Annotated in this window: 16 protein-coding genes, 1 tRNA gene and 1 riboswitch; of the genes, 12 read left to right on the top strand and 5 right to left on the bottom strand. The window is 73.5% G+C overall.

Annotated elements, in window-relative coordinates; all coding sequences use genetic code 11:
- Window positions 1–36: 36 nt before the first annotated feature.
- Together ABD652_RS03960 and ABD652_RS03955 are read right to left on the bottom strand one after the other, a co-directional pair.
- Window positions 37–1,740, bottom strand: a complete 1,704-nt coding sequence (locus ABD652_RS03960; protein ID WP_344718406.1) for a BCCT family transporter — start codon at window positions 1,738–1,740, stop codon at window positions 37–39.
- Window positions 1,741–2,044: 304 nt separating this feature from the next.
- On the bottom strand, window positions 2,045–2,677 hold the full coding sequence (locus tag ABD652_RS03955) for a malonic semialdehyde reductase (protein ID WP_344718404.1): 633 nt from the start codon (window positions 2,675–2,677) through the stop codon (window positions 2,045–2,047).
- Window positions 2,678–2,908: 231 nt separating this feature from the next.
- On the opposite strand from ABD652_RS03955, the gene ABD652_RS03950 reads away from it, so the two are divergent.
- A tRNA-Gly gene (locus ABD652_RS03950) sits at window positions 2,909–2,982 on the top strand.
- Between the two features lie 124 nt (window positions 2,983–3,106).
- On the top strand, window positions 3,107–4,003 hold the full coding sequence (locus tag ABD652_RS03945) for a macrolide 2'-phosphotransferase (protein ID WP_344718402.1): 897 nt from the start codon (window positions 3,107–3,109) through the stop codon (window positions 4,001–4,003).
- A 19-nt stretch (window positions 4,004–4,022) separates the two neighbouring features.
- Here the strand turns inward: ABD652_RS03945 and ABD652_RS03940 are convergent, their stop codons facing one another.
- Both ABD652_RS03940 and ABD652_RS03935 read right to left on the bottom strand, forming a co-directional pair.
- The gene (locus ABD652_RS03940) at window positions 4,023–4,805 is read right to left on the bottom strand and encodes a cation efflux transmembrane domain-containing protein (protein ID WP_344718400.1); all 783 of its coding nucleotides are present in this window, start codon (window positions 4,803–4,805) and stop codon (window positions 4,023–4,025) included.
- Window positions 4,805–5,164, bottom strand: coding sequence for an ArsR/SmtB family transcription factor (locus ABD652_RS03935; RefSeq protein ID WP_344719039.1), 360 nt, complete (start codon window positions 5,162–5,164; stop codon window positions 4,805–4,807). The genes ABD652_RS03940 and ABD652_RS03935 overlap by 1 nt, the downstream gene beginning before the upstream one ends.
- Window positions 5,165–5,292: 128 nt before the next feature.
- Window positions 5,293–5,399: riboswitch (TPP riboswitch) on the top strand.
- Here ABD652_RS03935 and ABD652_RS03930 point away from each other — a divergent pair.
- The 4 genes from ABD652_RS03930 to moeB all read left to right on the top strand — a co-directional run bounded on the left by ABD652_RS03930 (window position 5,391) and on the right by moeB (window position 9,236).
- Window positions 5,391–6,752, top strand: coding sequence for an FAD-dependent oxidoreductase (locus tag ABD652_RS03930; RefSeq protein ID WP_344718398.1), 1,362 nt, complete (start codon window positions 5,391–5,393; stop codon window positions 6,750–6,752). Its footprint overlaps the riboswitch before it by 9 nt.
- 6 nt (window positions 6,753–6,758) lie before the next feature.
- The gene (gene thiS / locus ABD652_RS03925; protein WP_344718396.1) at window positions 6,759–6,998 is read left to right on the top strand and encodes a sulfur carrier protein ThiS; all 240 of its coding nucleotides are present in this window, start codon (window positions 6,759–6,761) and stop codon (window positions 6,996–6,998) included.
- 13 nt (window positions 6,999–7,011) lie between these two features.
- The gene (locus tag ABD652_RS03920) at window positions 7,012–7,917 is read left to right on the top strand and encodes a thiazole synthase (protein WP_344718394.1); all 906 of its coding nucleotides are present in this window, start codon (window positions 7,012–7,014) and stop codon (window positions 7,915–7,917) included.
- A complete protein-coding gene (gene moeB / locus ABD652_RS03915) occupies window positions 7,914–9,236 on the top strand; it encodes a molybdopterin-synthase adenylyltransferase MoeB (RefSeq protein ID WP_344718392.1) in 1,323 nt (440 codons plus the stop codon). The genes ABD652_RS03920 and moeB overlap by 4 nt, the downstream gene beginning before the upstream one ends.
- 15 nt (window positions 9,237–9,251) lie before the next feature.
- On the opposite strand, the gene ABD652_RS03910 is transcribed toward moeB, so the two are convergent.
- Window positions 9,252–10,331 carry an NADH:flavin oxidoreductase/NADH oxidase gene (locus tag ABD652_RS03910; RefSeq protein WP_344718390.1) on the bottom strand — a complete coding sequence of 360 codons (1,080 nt, stop codon included), beginning with the start codon at window positions 10,329–10,331 and terminating at the stop codon, window positions 9,252–9,254.
- A 162-nt stretch (window positions 10,332–10,493) separates the two neighbouring features.
- Here ABD652_RS03910 and ABD652_RS03905 point away from each other — a divergent pair, with 162 nt between their 5' ends.
- The 6 genes from ABD652_RS03905 (at window position 10,494) to ABD652_RS03880 (ending at window position 16,414) form a co-directional block, all read left to right on the top strand.
- On the top strand, window positions 10,494–10,832 hold the full coding sequence (locus ABD652_RS03905; RefSeq protein ID WP_344718388.1) for an ArsR/SmtB family transcription factor: 339 nt from the start codon (window positions 10,494–10,496) through the stop codon (window positions 10,830–10,832).
- 115 nt (window positions 10,833–10,947) lie between these two features.
- On the top strand, window positions 10,948–11,955 hold the full coding sequence (locus ABD652_RS03900; RefSeq protein ID WP_344718386.1) for a carbohydrate kinase family protein: 1,008 nt from the start codon (window positions 10,948–10,950) through the stop codon (window positions 11,953–11,955).
- Complete coding sequence (locus tag ABD652_RS03895) at window positions 11,952–12,971, top strand: HAD family hydrolase (protein ID WP_344718384.1); 1,020 nt, start codon at window positions 11,952–11,954, stop codon at window positions 12,969–12,971. Before ABD652_RS03900 ends, ABD652_RS03895 begins: the two co-directional genes overlap by 4 nt.
- A complete protein-coding gene (locus ABD652_RS03890) occupies window positions 12,952–13,770 on the top strand; it encodes a glycerophosphodiester phosphodiesterase family protein (RefSeq protein ID WP_344718382.1) in 819 nt (272 codons plus the stop codon). Before ABD652_RS03895 ends, ABD652_RS03890 begins: the two co-directional genes overlap by 20 nt.
- A gap of 239 nt (window positions 13,771–14,009) precedes the next feature.
- A complete protein-coding gene (locus tag ABD652_RS03885; protein ID WP_344718380.1) occupies window positions 14,010–14,357 on the top strand; it encodes a hypothetical protein in 348 nt (115 codons plus the stop codon).
- Window positions 14,354–16,414 (top strand): alpha/beta hydrolase, encoded by a 2,061-nt coding sequence (locus ABD652_RS03880; protein ID WP_344718378.1) that lies wholly within the window; start codon window positions 14,354–14,356, stop codon window positions 16,412–16,414. Before ABD652_RS03885 ends, ABD652_RS03880 begins: the two co-directional genes overlap by 4 nt.
- The last annotated feature ends 13 nt before the right edge of the window (window positions 16,415–16,427 follow it).

Genomic DNA, 16,427 nt, shown 5'->3' with positions numbered 1-16,427 from the left:
GGCGAGGTCCCGCCGCTCGATGCGGAGGGGCGCCGTTCAGCGGTCGCGGACCTCGGGCTGGCTCGCCGGCTCGGCGACGGCGACGCCGCCTCCGGCGACCAGGGGATCCCGGCGCAGCAGCATCACCAGCGAGACGGCCAGGGCGAGGATGACGAAGATGAACGGCGCCGCCGAGAGCATCACCGCCGTCTGCAGCGCCTCCAGACCGCCGGCGTAGAGCAGCACGGCCGCCGTCGCACCGGTGAGCACGCCCCAGACGCCCATCACGCTGCGGCTCGGATGCATGCGGCCGTCGGAGGAGATCACCGAGAGGACATAGGTGTTCGAGTCCGCGCCGGTGATGAAGTACAGCACCACCAGCACGACGGCGACCACGGAGGTCAGCGCCGTCATCGGCAGCTGCTCGAGCAGCCCGAAGAAGGCGGTGTTGATGTCCTCGGCGGCGGCCTCGCCGATGGCGGTGCCGCGTTCGAGGTCCATGAACATCGCCGAGCCGCCGAAGACGGTGAACCAGGCGGAGAAGATCAGCGACGGCACGCCGAGCACGACGAGCACGAACTGGCGGATCGTGCGGCCTCGCGAGATCCGCGCCAGGAAGATCCCGACGAAGGCGCCCCAGGAGATCCACCAGGCCATCATGAAGTAGGTCCACCACTGCATCCAGGCGAGGTCGTCGCCGTCGGCGGGCAGCATCAGGCTGATCTCCACGAAGCCGCCGGCGTAGCTGCCCAGCGAGCGGAGGAAGAGGTTGATCAGCCAGCTCGTCGGCCCGGTGACCAGCACGAAGACCAGCAGCGCGGCGGCCAGCACCATGGTGGTCTGGCTGATCATCCGGATGCCGCGGCCCACGCCGCTCATCGCCGAGGCGGTGAACAGCACGGTGATCAGCGCGATGACCGCGATCTGCACTCCCGTGCCGGTCAGCTCGAGCCCGGTGACCTGGCTCAGCCCCTGGCTGATCTGGGCGGCGCCCAGGCCCAGCGACGTCGTCGTGCCGAACAGCGTCGCGAGGATGACCAGCACGTCGACGGCCTTGCCGACGAGCCCGTCGGCGTGCCGGCCGATCAGCGGGCGCAGGATCGGCGAGACCAGGCCCTTGTTGCCCAGCCGGTGGGTCGAGTAACCGATGGCCAGCCCGAAGGTGGCGAAGACGGCCCAGGCATGGATGCCCCAGTCGAGGAAGGTGAAGCGCAGCGAGTCGACGACGGCCTGCTGGCTGCCCGGCTCGGAGAGGCCGTGCGGCGGGTCGAAGAGGTGGGTGACCGGCTCGGCGACGCCGTAGGTGATCAGCCCGATGCCCATCACCGCGCCCAGCAGCATCGCGATCCAGGCGTAGGTGGGGTACTCCGGCCGGGAGTCGTCGCCGCCGAGCCGGATGCGGCCGAAGCGAGAGCAGGCCAGCACCAGCAGCAGGCCGATGAGGCCCAGCGGGATGAGCATCAGCGACCAGCCTGCCGAGGAGGTCACCCAGTTCATCGCCGCGTCGGCGGCGGCGCTCATCCGCTCCGGCCAGAAGCCGGCGACGGCCAGCAGGGCGAGGATCAGGGTGACCGCGGTGAAGAAGACTCCGTTGAGTGCCCGACCGGGGGTCTGCGGCTCGGCGGGGAAGCGCTCGGCCTCGGCGGAGGAGGGTCGTTCGGCGACGGCGACGGATCCGCGCGGATGGTCGGGGTCGTCGGAGTCGGGGGAGGACTGGTCAGCGGCGCGAGGCTGCGGCCCAGCAGGGTGATCCTGCGGCATGGAGACGGTCCGTTCGTCGGGAAGGGAGGATCGCCGTGGTCGGCGCGCAGGAGAGGAGACGTCTGCGGCGGACTGCTGCCGGCCGGGGCACCACGGTGCTGGATGGAGGGTCCATCCGGCACGCGGGCGGCCGCTCGGCGGAACGAGCGCGGCGAGAATTCGCACCACCCTACACCGGCGTGCCGTGCCGGTCACCCCCTGCAGGTGCGCTCGGCCGGGAAGGAGACCGAACGCACAGCCGTGAGGTGACCGGCCGGCCGCGGGGCACGCCGCCGGAGCAGGCGGGCTCGAGGGAGCCCGAGGCTCAGAGGACCTGGCTGGCCTGCTCGAACGCGAAGCGGCCGCCGCGCGGACGCTGGGCGTCGTCGTGCTCCGGGTGGGCGGCGTGGCCGACGTTGACCACGGCGATGGTCTTCCAGCCGTTCTCGGTGTGGACCGCGGTGTCGAGCCCGGCGGGGTCCAGGCCGGTCATCGGGCCGACCTGCAGACCATGGGAGCGCAGGGCCAGGAGCAGGTAGCCCAGCTGGATGAAGGCGTTGTCGCGGGCCATGCTGTGACGGGCCTCCTCCTGCCCGGCGAAGTTCTCCTTCAGGCCCGGCATGCCGGGGGTCAGGAAGGGCATGTGCTCGTGCCACTCCGGGTCGTAGGCCGCCACGACGGTCAGCGGCGCGGCCAGAGTCTTCTCCTGGTTGCCGCCCATCAGGTGCTCGACGACGGTGCGGCGGGACTCCTCGCCGGAGACGATGGTCAGGCGCAGCGGCTGGTTGTTGAAGGCCGTGGGTGCCCAGCGGAGGTCCTCGTAGGCGCGGCGCACGACGTCGACGTCGACCGGCTCGTCGGTGAAGTGGTTGGTGGTGTGCGCCTGGGCGAAGAGCCGGTCCAGGGCCGCACGGTCCATGACGGCGGTCTCGGCGGTCTCGGTGCTGGTCGACGTCATGCGTCCTCCTGCAGATCGGGGGTCCGGTCGGGCCGCCGGGTCGGCGACCATGTCCGATCCTCGCCAACGTCGTGCGACGCCTCGGTGTTCCGGAAATTTTGAAACAGTGCGGTGGATCACCGCAGGCCGGAGGCGCCGTCAGAGGGGGCGGAGGTGACGATTGGCGAACCCCGCCGGGAGGAGTGATAATCTGTCTGCAGAGTTCCACAGACCTCCGGGTCCGGGCTCAGCGCGGATGTAGCTTAATGGTAAAGCTTCGGCTTCCCAAGCCGACGACGCGGGTTCGATTCCCGTCATCCGCTCCATCCGAGGACGGCCCCGCAGCAGGATCGCTGCGGGGCCGTCGTCGTGTCGGGCGGGACGCGGCTCGTCGCGGCGGCGCCCCGGCCGCCCGTTGTCACCGTCGGTCCTGGTGGATAGCGTGAAGTGATGGATTCCACAGCTGTCGACGCCGTGATCGAGCGGGCCGTCTGGCACGGCCTCGCCCTGCAGCAGGACAGCGTCGAGATCATCGACTCGGGCCTCGACTTCCGGGTCGCGATGGCCGACGACGCCGCCGGCGACCGCTGGGTGCTGCGCATCCCGCGCCGCGCGGACGTCGTCGCCGGCCTGGACGCCGAGGCCGCGGTGCTGGAGCTGGTCCGCGGCCACCTGACCGCCGAGGTGCCGCGCTGGGAGATCCGCGAGCCGGAGCTGCTGGGCTATCGCGCGCTGCCCGGCCGTCCCGGGCTCAGCGTCCTCGAGGGCGAGCCGCAGTGGCATATGGACCCGGAGTCGCTGAGCTATGCGCGGTCGCTGGGCCGGCTGCTCGCGGAGCTGCACGCCGTCCCGCGGGCCGAGGTCGAGGCCGCCGGCGTCGAGATCTGCGAGCCCGACGAGGTCCGCCGGCGCTGGCGGCAGGACGTCGAGACCGTCGCCGAGGAGTTCACCGTGGACGGGTCGCTGCTGCGCCGCTGGCGCACCTGGCTCGACGAGGACGCCCTCTGGCCGCAGCGCTCGGTGATGACCCACGGCGAGCTCTATCCCGCGCACACGCTGATGGGCGAGTCCGGCGAGATCACCGGGGTGCTCGACTGGACCACCGCCCGCGTCGACGATCCCGGCCGGGACTTCATGCACCAGTTCGCCCTGGCCGGCCAGGACGTCTTCGCCGAGACCGTCGCCGCCTACGAGGCCGCCGGCGGGGCCGTCTGGCCGCGGCTGGCCGAGCACTGCCACGAGCTCTGGGCCGCCGGCCCGGTCGGCTATGCGAAGTTCGCCCTGCAGTCCGGCGACGACCACCACCGCAGCGCCGCCGCGGCGCTGCTCGACCCCGACGGCGACTGAGCCGTCCGGACGCCCGCGTTCAGCGCCGTCGACTCCGCGACTCCGGGGCGGCGGGCGCGCAGCAGCCGTCCGCGCAGCCGGCCTCCGGTGTCTCGTGCTCTGCGCCGTCGTCGTGCTCGAGCATCGCGCCCAGCGGCGTGCAGCACGCGTCGCCGCGCCAGGCCTCCACGCCCTCGCGGAGGGCGACGGCGGCGATGACCAGTGCCGCGATCGGATCGGCCCAGCTCCATCCCAGCGTGGAGTTGAGCACCAGCCCGACCAGCAGCACTGCGGAGAGCCAGCTGCAGATCAGCGTCTGCTTCGAGTCCGCCACCGCCGAGGCCGAGCCCATCTCGCGGCCGGTGCGGCGCTCGACCCAGGAGAGCAGCGGCATGATCGCCAGGCTGAGCGCGGCCAGCACGATCCCGACGGTCGAGTGCTCCGGCTCGGCGGCGCCGAGCAGCGTGCGCACGGCGTCGACGCCGACGACGAGCGCCAGCCCGACGAAGGAGGCGGCGATGACCCGCATGGCGGTGCGCTCGCGGCGATGCGGATCGGCGGCGGAGAACTGCCAGGCCACTGCGGCGGCGGAGAGGACCTCCACCGTCGAGTCCAGGCCGAAGCCGATCAGCGCCGAGGAGGAGGCCAGCCGCCCGGCGGCGATCGCCACGACGGCCTCGACGACGTTGTAGGTGATCGTCGCGGCGACGATGAGGCGCAGGCGGCGCTCCAGCAGCCGCCGGCGGGCCGGGGCCGGAGCGGCCGCCGGCGGCGCGGCGCCGGTCGGGGCCGCGCGCGGGGTGGAGGAGGGCGTCTCGCTCATCAGCAGGTGCACGCTCCGTCGGCGCAGCAGCACGCGGGGTCGACGGCCAGGGTGAGGTCGAGCAGATCGGAGAGCGCGGCGGTGAGCCGCGCGTCGGCCAGCCGGTACCAGGTCCGGCGGCCCTCCGGGGCGGCCTCGACCACGCCGCAGCCGCGCAGGCAGGAGAGCTGGTTGGACATCACCTGCCGGGAGACTCCGAGCATCTCGGCGAGGTCCGAGGGGCAGGCCGGCCCGCGGCGCAGGGCCAGCAGGATGCGGGCGCGGGTGGGGTCGGAGAGCGCGTGGCCGAAGCGGGCCAGCGCGGCCGAGTGGGTCAGCGTCGCCGTCTCGGCGTCCTCCGCGTTCTCTGCGCTCTGCACCGTCTCCGCGGGCGCCGGACGTCCCGGGCTCGCCGGATCGGGCATCGTCAGGGTCTCCATGCCCCCGACGATACACGATGCCGTGTACTGAATCATGGGGTCGCGGGCCGCGGAGGACTACACTGGGAAGCGACATCCGTGGGAGCCCGGGCCGGCCGGGCTGAGAGGGCGACGCCGCCGACCACTCGGACTCGATGCGGATCATGCCGTCGTGAGGAGGAGATCAGTGGGCGTCACCGTCGTCGGAGCAGGCATCGTCGGCCTGCTCACCGCTTGGAGACTGCGTCGCGAGGGCCATGCCGTCACTCTCGTCGCCCCCGACGTCGGCCGCGACGCCACCTACGCCGCGGCCGGGATGCTGGCCCCGATCAGCGAGGTCCAGTACGGCCAGGATCGGCTCTACCCGATCATGACCGCCTCCCGCGCCGAGTACTCTGAGTTCCTCGCCGAGCTCGCCCGCGCCGTCGACGCGCCGACCGGCTGGCGGGAGAACGGCACCATCCTGCTCGCCGCCGACCGCTCCGACCGCGACGCCGTCGCCGATCTGGTGGGCGTCCAGCAGGCCCACGGCATGGAGGTCGAGCCGATGACCTCCTCAGTGCTGCGCCGCCGCGAGCCCGCGCTGGCGCCGGGCGTCTCCAAGGGCTGGGACGTGCCCTCCGACCATCAGGTGGACCCGCGGCTGCTCACGGGCGCGCTCGCCGAGGCGCTGGCGGCCCCGCTGGACCCGGCCGCCTTCCCGGAGGCCGGTCCGGCCGCGCGGCAGCTCCGCGAGACGGTGGTCGCCCTGGAGCGCGACGACGACGGCGCGGCCGGTCCGGCCGCGCCCCGGTACCGGCTCACCCTGGCCTCCGGTGAGGAACTCGTCGACGAGCGGGTCGTGCTGGCCCCGGGGCTGGGCTACGGACGGATCGCGGGCATCCCGCGGCGGCATCCGCTGCCGCTGCGGCCGGTCCACGGTGACGTGCTGCGCCTGCGAGTCCACTCCGACCAGCTGGCCCCCGGCGAGGAGCAGCTGATCACCGCGACGATCCGGGCGATGGTCCGCGGCCGCAGCGTCTACCTGGTCCCGCGCGGCGACGGCGGGATCGTCGTCGGCGCCTCCTCCCGCGAGGACGGTATGGCCGGCACCCGCGCCGGGGCGGTGCAGGAGCTGCTCGACGACGCCGCGACGATCCTGCCGGCGGTCAAGGACATGGAGCTCGAGGAGATCACCACCCGGGCCCGGCCCGGCACCCCCGACGACATCCCGCTGCTCGGCGCGCTCGACGACGAGCCCGGCGTCGTCGTCTCCACCGGGTACTCCCGGCACGGCATCCTGCTGGCCCCGATCGGCGCTCGGCTGGCCGCCGCCCTGGTGGGCCCGCCGAGGTCGGACGCGCCGCGCGCCGCGGAGCTCTCCGCCGCCGACGCGGCGCTGCTGGCCTCGATGGACCCGGCCCGCGCGACGCCCGACGACCCCTCTGTCCCCTCTGACCCCTCCGAGCCCCATCCCGTCGGCGCGCCGGACGCCTCCGGCGAGCCCGCCGCGGCGGGAATGTCGCCGGGCCCGACACCTGTTCCTCCCACACCTGCACAGAAGGGTTGAGACTTCATGCCCACCGTGACCATCAACGACGAGGACACCAAGCTTCCCGACGGCGCGACCGTCGTCGACGCCGTCGCCCGCACCACCGGGCGCGAGCTGAACACCGACGGCACTCCGGTCGACGGCCGCCGCCTCGGCGTCGCCGTGGCCATCAACGCCGCCGTCGTGCCGCGCAGCGCCTGGGCCGGCACCGAGCTCGCCCACGGCGAGCAGGTGGAGATCGTCACCGCCGTCCAGGGCGGCTGAGAGGACTCCTGCGATGACCACACTCACCTCCGACACCCCGCGCCCGGCGGAGCGCCCCGCCGAGCACCTCGCCGAGCAGCCGACGACGCCGGCTCCGGCCGGCGGCCGCGGCGTCCACCACCGCGACGACGTCGCCCCCGCGCCGCTGGCGGTCGGCGACTACACGCTGGAGAACCGGCTGATCATGGGCACCGGCGGCATCACCGACCTGGCCGCGCTGGAGCAGGCGCTGATCGCCTCGGGCACCACGCTGACCACTGTGGCGATGCGCCGCTACAGCCCGGAGACCAAGACCAGCGTGTTCTCGCTGCTCGAGCGGCTGGGCATCGACGTGCTGCCCAACACCGCCGGCTGCTACACCGTCAAGGACACGGTGCTCACCGCCGAGCTCGCCCGCGAAGCCCTGGAGACGAACCTCATCAAGGTCGAGGTCATCGCCGACGAGCACACCCTGCTGCCCGACGTCGTCGAGACGCTGGAGGCCACCGAGCAGCTGGCAGACCGCGGCTTCACCCCGATGGTCTACACCAGCGACGACCCGGCCGCCGCCGTGCGGATGGAGCAGGCCGGCGCGGCCGCGGTGATGCCGCTGGGCTCGCCCATCGGCACCGGGCTGGGGATCCTGAACCCGCACAACATCGAGCTCATCGCCTCCCGCGCGCAGGTGCCGGTCGTCCTCGACGCCGGCGTCGGCGCCGCCTCCGAGGCCGCGCAGGCGATGGAGCTCGGCTGCGACGCGGTGCTGGTCGCCTCGGCGGTCACCCGCGCGCAGAACCCCGACGCGATGGCCCGGGCGATGCGCCTGGCCGTCTCCGCCGGACACCTCTCCGCCGAGGCCGGCCGCATCCCGCGCCGGCGCCACGCCCAGGCCTCCTCCGCCATGGAGGGCCGCATCGCTTCGATCGAGGACCGCACATGACCGATCTGTCCCAGCTGTCGACCACTCAGCTCGAGCGCTTCCAGCGCCACCTCTCGCTGGCCGGCTTCGGCCCGGAGGCGCAGCTGAAGCTGCTCGACGCCCGCGTGCTCGTCGTCGGCGCCGGCGGCCTCGGCGCCCCGATCCTGACCTATCTGGCCGCCGCCGGAGTGGGCACTGTGGATCTGGTCGACCACGACGTCGTCGACCGCTCCAACCTGCACCGGCAGGTCATCCATTCCGAGGACGGCGTCGGCGAGGCCAAGACCGCCTCGGCCGCCGAGGTGATGCGCGGACTGCACCCGGAGATCGTGGTGCACGAGCACCGCGAGCCGATCGGTCCGCAGAACGCGCGGGAGCTGGTCGAGCCGGTGGATCTGGTCATCGACGGCTCGGACAACTTCGCCACCCGCTACGTGGTCTCCGACGCCTGCGAGATCACCGACAAGCCGCTGATCTCCGGCTCCATCCTGCGCTTCGACGGGCAGGTCTCGCTGTTCTGGTCCGCCCCCGACGCCGCCCACCAGCCCGAGGGCGGACGCGGCCCGACCTACCGCGACCTCTACCCGGAGGCCCCGGACCCCGCCGAGGTCCCGACCTGCGCCGAGGCCGGCGTGCTGGGCGTGCTGCCCGGAGTGATCGGCACGCTGATGGCCACCGAGGCGATCAAGTTCCTCGCCGGCGTCGGCCGCTCGCTGCTGGGCCGGGTGCTGACCTACGACGCGCTGCAGGCCGGTTTCCGCGAGATCGCGCTGCGCCCGGACCCGGACCGCGAGCCGGTGACCACGATCGGCGCCGACGTCGTCGGGCTGGGCGGCTTCGATCCGGAGGGTGCCGCGGCCTGCGCGGCGGACGGCGCGCGGGAGGACTCGGCCGACGCTGACGCGGCCGAGAGCCCCGACCCGGAGGACCCGGCGCTGATCCCGGTGGTCGGCGAGATCAACCCCTACACCGGCACCCCCTACGAGCCCGACGACGTCGGCGTCCGCCAGCTGGAGCGCGACGCCGACGCCGGCCGGCTGGCCTCAGTGGTCGACGTCCGCCAGCCCTGGGAGTACGCCATGGGCCATGTCGAGGGCGCGGTGAACGTCCCGCTGGAGTCCATCGCCCACGACGGCGCCGAGATCCCCGGGCTGGAGGAGGCGACCGAGGAGCGGCCGGTGGTCGTCTACTGCAAGATGGGCGTGCGCTCGCGGCAGGCGATGGAGATCATCCGCCACCGCACTCCCGAGGCCCCGCTGCGCAACCTGGTGGGCGGCTACCACCAGGTCAAGGCCGCCGGACCCGCGCCGTCGGCGCCGGAGCCGTCGGCGGCCCGCTGAGCTCCGGTCTCGTCCTCAGCGGTAGGCGCGCTCGTACGGGCCCGGCTTATAGGGCATGTCGTAGCGCAGCGCGTCGGCGGTGCGGATCGGGAAGTTCGGGTCGCGCAGCGACTCGCGGCCCACCAGCACGACGTCGGCCTGGTCCAGCGCGACGATCTGTTCGGCCTGGAACGGGTCGTCGATCATGCCGACGGCGGCCACCGGCAGCCCGGAGCTGCGGCGCACCGCGCTCGCGAAGGGCAGCTGGTAGCCGGGGCCGACGGGGATCTGCACGTCGGCGACGTTGCCGCCCGAGGAGATCGAGATCAGATCCACGCCGTGCGCGCCGAGCCAGGAGGAGAGCGTCTCGGTCTGCGGCAGGTCCCACCCGCCCTCGGCCCAGTCGGTGGCCGAGAGCCGCACGATCATCGGCACCGCCTCGCCCACTTCGGCGCGGACCGCGTCGACCACCCGCAGCAGCAGCCGCGCGCGGTTCTCCAGCGAGCCGCCGTACTCGTCGGTGCGGTCGTTGGACAGCGGCGAGAGGAACTCGTGGAGCAGGTAACCGTGGGCGCCGTGGAGCTCCAGCAGGTCGAAGCCGGCGTCGACGGCGCGGCGGGCCGCGGCGACGAAGCCCGCGACGACGGCGTCGATGCCGGCGGCGTCCAGCGCCTCAGGGGCCTCGAGTCCGTCGAAGGGGATCTCCGAGGGGCCAACAGACTGCCATCCGCCGTGCTCGGCGGGGACGTTGCCGCCGGGGCGCGGGCCCCAGGCGCGCCAGGTGGAGGCCTTGCGGCCGGCGTGGGCCAGCTGGATCGCGGCCTGCGCGCCCTGGGCGTGGATCAGGTCGGTGATGCGCGAGAGCGCGTCGCGCTGCGCGTCGTTCCACAGGCCCAGGTCCTGCGGGCTGATGCGGCCCTCCGGGGTGACGCCGGTGGCCTCGACGGTGACGACGCCGGCGCCGCCGCGGGCCAGCGAGCCCAGGTGCATCAGGTGCCAGTCGGTGGGGACGCCGTCCTGGGCGTCGACGGCGTACTGGCACATCGGCGGGATCCACAGGCGGTTGCGGATCTCGAGGCCGCGCAGGGTGATCGGATCGAAGACGGCACGGGTCATGGGGAAGTCCTTCCTGAACCGGGGCGTCGGGCGGTCGGCGGAGCGTCCGGGCGCCTGAGCGATGATCGTACGATGACTCTCGTACTACGATGATCACCATACAACCGAGGCGGGATTCCCGTCGCCGAGGACGACACAGTCGACACAGAGGTGAGGGAGGGCATGATGCGCACGCTGGAGCACCCCGCGACGGGCGAGCTCAGCCTGGACGCGGTGCTCGCCGCGCTCGCCGATCCGGTGCGCCGGACGATCGTCGCCCAGCTCGCCGCCGGGCACGAGGACCAGGCCTGCCTGGCCTTCGACCTGCCGGTCTCGAAGTCCACCTCCACCCACCACTTCCGGGTGCTGCGCGAGGCCGGCGTGATCCGGCAGCGCCGCGCCGGCACCGCGATCCGCAGCACGCTGCGGCGCGAGGATCTCGACGCGCGCTTCCCCGGGCTGATCGACGCAGTGCTGGGGTCGACGTCGGACGCCGCCCCGGAGGCGGCGTCGGCCGGCTGATCAGGCCCTGCTGCCGCCGTCGTGCCGCCGTCGTGCCGGCGCAGTGGCTCCGGCACAGCGAGCGATACCGGCGGATCCGCTCCGCAACGTCGGCCGACTGCGGTAGTTTGGAGGGGTGAGCGCATACCTGACAGTCATCGGCGAATGTCTGGTGGACGTCGTCCAGTCGGAGACGTCCGCCCCGAAGGCGCATGTCGGGGGCAGTCCCTTCAACGTCGCCGTCGGGCTCGCGCGCCTGGAGCATGAGGTGCTCTTCGTCGGCCGCCACGGCGAGGACGAGCACGGCCGGATGATCTCGCGCAGCCTGCGCGCCCAGGGGATCACCTCGGTGCTCGAGCCGGATTCGCAGCCCACCTCGGTGGCCGAGGCGACGCTGGACCCGACCGGTCAGGCCAGCTACGAGTTCACCCTCGACTGGACTCTGCCGTCGGCCGAGGAGCTGGAGGCCGCCTGCCGCCGGCTCGCCGAGCAGGCCCACCCCGGCGTGCAGCCGCCTGTGGAGCTGCTGCACACCGGCTCGATCGGCGCGATGCTGCAGCCCGGCGCGGAGACGGTGAAGCAGCTGATCCGCGACACCCGCGAGCACGCGACGATCAGCTACGACCCCAACTACCGGCCCTCGATCATCCCGGACCGCGACGCCGCCCGGGAGCAGGCCGAAGTCTTCATCGGCCTGGCCGACGTCGTCCAGGCCTCCACCGACGACCTCGACCTGCTCTACCCCGAGCGCAGCCATGAGGACACCATGCGCGCCTGGCTCGAGATGGGCCCGGCGCTGGTGGTCATCACCCGCGGCGCCTCCGGGGCGATGGCGCTGGCCGGCTCCGGCGCCGTCGACCAGCCGGCGGTGCCGATCGAGGTCGCCGACACCGTCGGCGCCGGCGACTCCTTCATGGCCGCGACGCTGTCGATGCTGCGGCGCCTGGGCCTGCTCGGCGCCGCCCGCCGCGAGCAGCTGCGCATGATCCCCCGCGAGCAGGTCGAGGAGGTCCTGGCCGCCGCCGCCCAGGCCGCGGCGATCACCTCCTCGCGCGTCGGTGCCCAGCCGCCCACCGCCGAGGAGCTCGACGCCGCGCTGGAGGCCGCCGACGTCGCCGTCGCCCCGGAGCAGGTCGACGGATGACCGAGACGATCCGTCCGGCCGGCGGCCGGCTCGACCGCACGCGGCTGATCGCCAGCGACATCGACGGCACCATCCTCAGCTACGCCGACACCCACGGCGGGCGCGTCACCGAGCGCACTGTCGCCGCCTTCCGCGCCGCCGCGGCCTCCGGGGTGCGCGTGGTGCTGGTGACCGGCCGGCCGGTGCGCTGGATCCGTCCGGTCGCCGACGCCCTCGGCGACCTCGGCACGGTGATCTGCTCCAACGGTGCCGTGGTCTACGACCTCGCCCAGGACCGGCTCCTGCGCCAGGACCCGCTGAGCCCCTCGGCGCTCTTCGAGGTCAAGGACCGGCTGCTGGAGCTCGACCCCGAGGCCGCCTTCTCCGCCGAGACCCTGGAGGCCTTCCACCTGGAGGAGGGCTTCACCCAGGACTCCCTGTTCTTCGAGGAGGACCGGCTGCGCGCCGCCGGGGTCACCTCCGACATGCTGCACCTGGGCCCGCTGGACGAGACGCTCGGCCGGCACGACGCCGGCGTCGCCTCCGGCTCCGCCGCCGGACGGCCCGCCGACCGCGTGGTGAAGCTGCTGGTCAAGACCACCGCCATGGATCCGGACGCCTTCCTGGAGACTGTCCGCGACCATGTCGGGCACCTGGTCACCGTCACCCATTCCGCCCCCGGAGTCAGCCTGCTGGAGCTCTCCGCCCCCGGCGTGGACAAGGCCTCGGCGCTGCGCCGGATGGCCGACGAGGCCGCCGTCGCCCGGGAGGAGGTCATCGCCTTCGGCGACATGCCCAACGACGTCGCGATGCTCGAATGGGCCGGAACCTCCTGGGCGGTGGGCTCGGCCCATCCGCTCGCCCGCGACGCCGCCGGTCATCTGGCCGGCACCTGCGACGACGACGGCGTCGCCGAAGTGCTGGAGGACCTGCTCGCCGGCGGCGAGGGCTGCTCCGACGCCTGCCGCGTCGACTGCGAGAACCTGGCCGGAGCGGGGGAGACGGGGCGGCGGAGGCATGGCGCGACGTCGGCCTGAGCATCCGCCCGTCCCGTATCTGCTGAACAGCCAGCCGGGGCCGCTGCACGGCAGGCCGCTGGCCTTCGCCCATCGCGGCGCCGATCCGCGGCGGGAGAACACCATGGCCGCCTTCCGGCGCGCCGTCGAGCTGGGGTTCCGCTACCTGGAGATCGATGTGCGCACCGCCGCCTGCGGCACGCTGGTGGTCTTCCACGACGAGACGCTGGAGCGGGCGACCGACGGCGTCGGCGCGCTGAGCGAGCACACCTGGGAGCAGCTGGCCGCGCTCGGCGTCGGGCCCGACCGCGAGCCGCTGGTGCGCTTCGAGGACCTGCTGACCACCTGGGACGACGTCCACCTCAACGTGGACCTCAAGGACGCCGAGGCCGTCGACGAGTTCGCCCGGCTGGTCGAGGAGCATCAGGCCCATGACCGGGTGCTGGCCGCCAGCTTCAACGACGCCCGCCGGCACCGCGTGGCCCGTCGGCTGACGCGGTCCGTGGCGACGTCGGGCGGGTGGCTCTCCACTGCGCTGATCGTGCTGCTGGGGCCGCTGGGACTGATGCACTGGGTGCAGGAGCGGGCGGCGACCGTCGACTGCGTGCAGGTGCCGGTCTCCCAGGGGCCGATCCGCGTGGTCAAGCCGGCGTTCATCCGCCGCTGTCACCGCGCCGGGCTGCAGGTCCACGTGTGGGTGGTCGATGATCCGGCCCGGATGCACCGGCTGCTGGATCTGGGCGTCGACGGGCTGATGACCGACGACGCCGAGGCGCTCGCCGAGGTCATGGCGGTGCGCTCGGTCTGGCCGCAGCGGTGAGGTGAGGCGCCGCCCGGACCAGGGCGGCGCAGCGTCGGGCCCTCGCCGACTGAGCCGAGACGCGGTCCTGCACAGGGTCCGATTCCTGCACAGCCTCGCACTCCTGCACAGGGTCGTCAGCCTGCACAGGGCTTGATCCCTGCTCTCTCCACAGGACCGTCGATCCTCCTGCGAGGAGGATCCGCTCTGCGTAGTCTGTGCCGCATCGAGGCGGATCAGACCAGCGGGGAGGGGCGGCCATGGTGCGGTATGACATGGACATCTCGGCCTATGACACTGTCGGTGAAGTGGCGCGGGCCGGCGAGGCCGGACGGAGAGCGTACGACCGGAGCGAGGCGGCCGGCGTCGAGGCCTCTCGATGCTTCGGCACGGCGACGACGGCGGCTTCGGCCTTCGTCGGGTTCCTGCTGCGGGTGCCGCCGGAGGGCGCGGCCGTGCTGGCCGAGGTGGAGAGACGCCGGAACGCCGTGGAATCGGCGCTGGATGCCGTCGTCGCCGGCGACGAGGCGATGGCCGCGACGGCGCAGCAGGCGGCGGATGCGGCTGCACGGCAGGTCAGGCCGGGGTTCGGCGGGGGCCGGGCATGAGTCTCGGCCTGTCGTCAGTGTTCGCCGCCACGCCTGAGGTCGCCGCGCCGCCGCAGATCTCCGGTTCCTGGGAGCCGCTCGGCACGGAGGCCGCGGCCATGGCCGCGGCGGCGGGGTCCGTGCAGACGGCGGTCGACGAGGCCGCCGGGCGCTGGGCCCGACTGGCCGCGAGCTACGACGAACCGAGCACGAACACCGTCGTCCACCGGGCCATGGACCCGCTGACCCCGCGGGCCGGCTCCTGGTCGACGACCATGGTCGAGGCCGGGGCGGTCGTGGAGGCCTTCGCGCAGCAGGCGCGTCAGCTGCAGGCGCAGGCGGAGGAGCTGACGGCCGCCCGGGCGGAGGTGCTGCGCGCCGCCGCAGAGATCGAGGCCGGCGACTCCTGGGCCGAGACTTGGGGCGAGACCTGGAGCGAGACCTGGGGGCGGCGGCTGCGTGTGGCCGAGTTCAACGCCGCCGTCGTCGAGCTGCGCGAGGCCTGGGAGCAGGCCCAGCAGAGCGTCGTCGACCAGCTCGCCGCGATCGGACGGGCGGCCGGCGCCGAGGGGATCGGTTCCGATGGTGTCGGCTCCGAAGGCGTCGGGTCCCTGGACGTCGCCGACGAGGCGGCGCTCGGGTCCGGATCGGCGCGCACCCCTTCCGGGGACGGCGCCGCGGCCGACGACCTCGTCGACGACCTGGCCGGCGACGATCAGGAGGCGATCCTCGAGCGGCTGGACGACGAGGAGGCCGCCGCCGCGGCCGCGGCGCTCGCCGATCGGCGCCTCGACGCGCAGTTCGCGCTGCCGGGAGACGCCGCCCGGCGGATGCGCGAGGTCATGGCGACCCATGACCATCGCACCGAGGCGGGGATGCAGGCCATCCGTGAGGCGTTCCTCCGGCTGGACGGCGAGGAGCGCCGACGGCTCGTGGTGGCCTATCCGGCGGAGTTCGGCAACCTCAACGGCATCCCGCTGGCGATGCGTGCTCGGGCCAATGCCGTGCGGGTCGCGGCGATGCGGCATCGGCTGCGGCGGGATGCGTCGCCGGACCAGGAGGCCGGATGGGGAACAGCGGACGACGAGCGGCGCCGGACGCTGCGCGCCGGGCTCGATCAGGCCGCCCGGCAGATCGCCGCGGGCACGTCCGTCGTCCACCTCTCCGCCCGCGGGCGCGGTGAGATCGTCGTCATGGACGGCACGCCGACGGCGGAGACCGAGCGCACGCTGATCCACGTGCCCGGCACCGGGACCGATCCGAGCGGCCTGGACCAGCAGGTCGACCGCGTCGAGGCGCTCGGCGGCGCCGCGGAGCCGGGCACTGTCCGCGTCTCCTGGCAGGGCGCCCAGCTGCCGCAGCAGCTCATCGACAACATCGACGGACTCGACCCGAGCTTCGCCCTCGAGGAGGAGATCGAGCGCGGGGCGCGGAACCTCGCGGCCTTCGACCACGCCCTGGAGCTGGAGGTCGGCGAAGCGACGCGCTCGACGGTCAGCGCGCACAGCGCCGGGACCGCCTATATGGGCCGCGCCGCCCACCAGGACCACGGGCTGACCGCCGACGCGCTGATCTACATCGCTCCTTCGGGGCCGGGGAAGGGCGTCTCCTCGCCGGAGGACCTCGCCGACCCGTCGACGGAGGTGTTCATGGTCGAGGCGCGCGACGACGCCGTCGACCCCGTCCGCGAGCTGCTCGGCTGGCAGGGTGCTCACGGTCGCGCCGCCGTGCCCTGGCAGGACCCCATGGAGGGACTCGAGGCGATCGAGCTGGAGCCCGGGGCGGCGGACCGGACGGTGCTCGACGACGGCGACGAGCCGCGGCTCGTCTCTGCGGAGGGGCCCTTCGCCGCCCACAGCGGCGTGCTCGACGAGGACACCCACGCCGTCGAGAGCATCCGGGCGATCGTCTCCGGCGGCGACGAGCAGGTGCTGCCGCTCTACGACGCGGCCGACACTCGACTGCCCGAAGGTCTCGACGAGGAGGCGGCGGTGCGGCGTCGACTGCTGGAGGACCACGAGGAGCGCGAGGACTGGATCGCCGTCGAGGACCTGTCCCACCCGGCCCCCTCCCGATGAGTCCGTGGAAGGT

The organism is Nesterenkonia halobia, from assembly GCF_039536005.1.
Taxonomy (GTDB): domain Bacteria; phylum Actinomycetota; class Actinomycetes; order Actinomycetales; family Micrococcaceae; genus Nesterenkonia; species Nesterenkonia halobia.
This window is presented reverse-complemented; position numbering and strand designations above follow the sequence as displayed.

Excerpts from the sequence above, each read along its gene's own strand:
- ABD652_RS03960 (WP_344718406.1), bottom strand. The coding sequence starts at position 1,740 with ATGCCGCAGGATCACCCTGCTGGGCCGCAGCCTCGCGCCGCTGACCAG.
- ABD652_RS03955 (WP_344718404.1), bottom strand. The coding sequence starts at position 2,677 with ATGACGTCGACCAGCACCGAGACCGCCGAGACCGCCGTCATGGACCGT.
- ABD652_RS03945 (WP_344718402.1), top strand. The coding sequence starts at position 3,107 with ATGGATTCCACAGCTGTCGACGCCGTGATCGAGCGGGCCGTCTGGCAC.
- ABD652_RS03940 (WP_344718400.1), bottom strand. The coding sequence starts at position 4,805 with ATGAGCGAGACGCCCTCCTCCACCCCGCGCGCGGCCCCGACCGGCGCC.
- thiS (WP_344718396.1), top strand. The coding sequence starts at position 6,759 with ATGCCCACCGTGACCATCAACGACGAGGACACCAAGCTTCCCGACGGC.
- ABD652_RS03920 (WP_344718394.1), top strand. The coding sequence starts at position 7,012 with ATGACCACACTCACCTCCGACACCCCGCGCCCGGCGGAGCGCCCCGCC.
- moeB (WP_344718392.1), top strand. The coding sequence starts at position 7,914 with ATGACCGATCTGTCCCAGCTGTCGACCACTCAGCTCGAGCGCTTCCAG.
- ABD652_RS03910 (WP_344718390.1), bottom strand. The coding sequence starts at position 10,331 with ATGACCCGTGCCGTCTTCGATCCGATCACCCTGCGCGGCCTCGAGATC.
- ABD652_RS03905 (WP_344718388.1), top strand. The coding sequence starts at position 10,494 with ATGATGCGCACGCTGGAGCACCCCGCGACGGGCGAGCTCAGCCTGGAC.
- ABD652_RS03895 (WP_344718384.1), top strand. The coding sequence starts at position 11,952 with ATGACCGAGACGATCCGTCCGGCCGGCGGCCGGCTCGACCGCACGCGG.
- ABD652_RS03890 (WP_344718382.1), top strand. The coding sequence starts at position 12,952 with ATGGCGCGACGTCGGCCTGAGCATCCGCCCGTCCCGTATCTGCTGAAC.
- ABD652_RS03885 (WP_344718380.1), top strand. The coding sequence starts at position 14,010 with ATGGTGCGGTATGACATGGACATCTCGGCCTATGACACTGTCGGTGAA.
- ABD652_RS03880 (WP_344718378.1), top strand. The coding sequence starts at position 14,354 with ATGAGTCTCGGCCTGTCGTCAGTGTTCGCCGCCACGCCTGAGGTCGCC.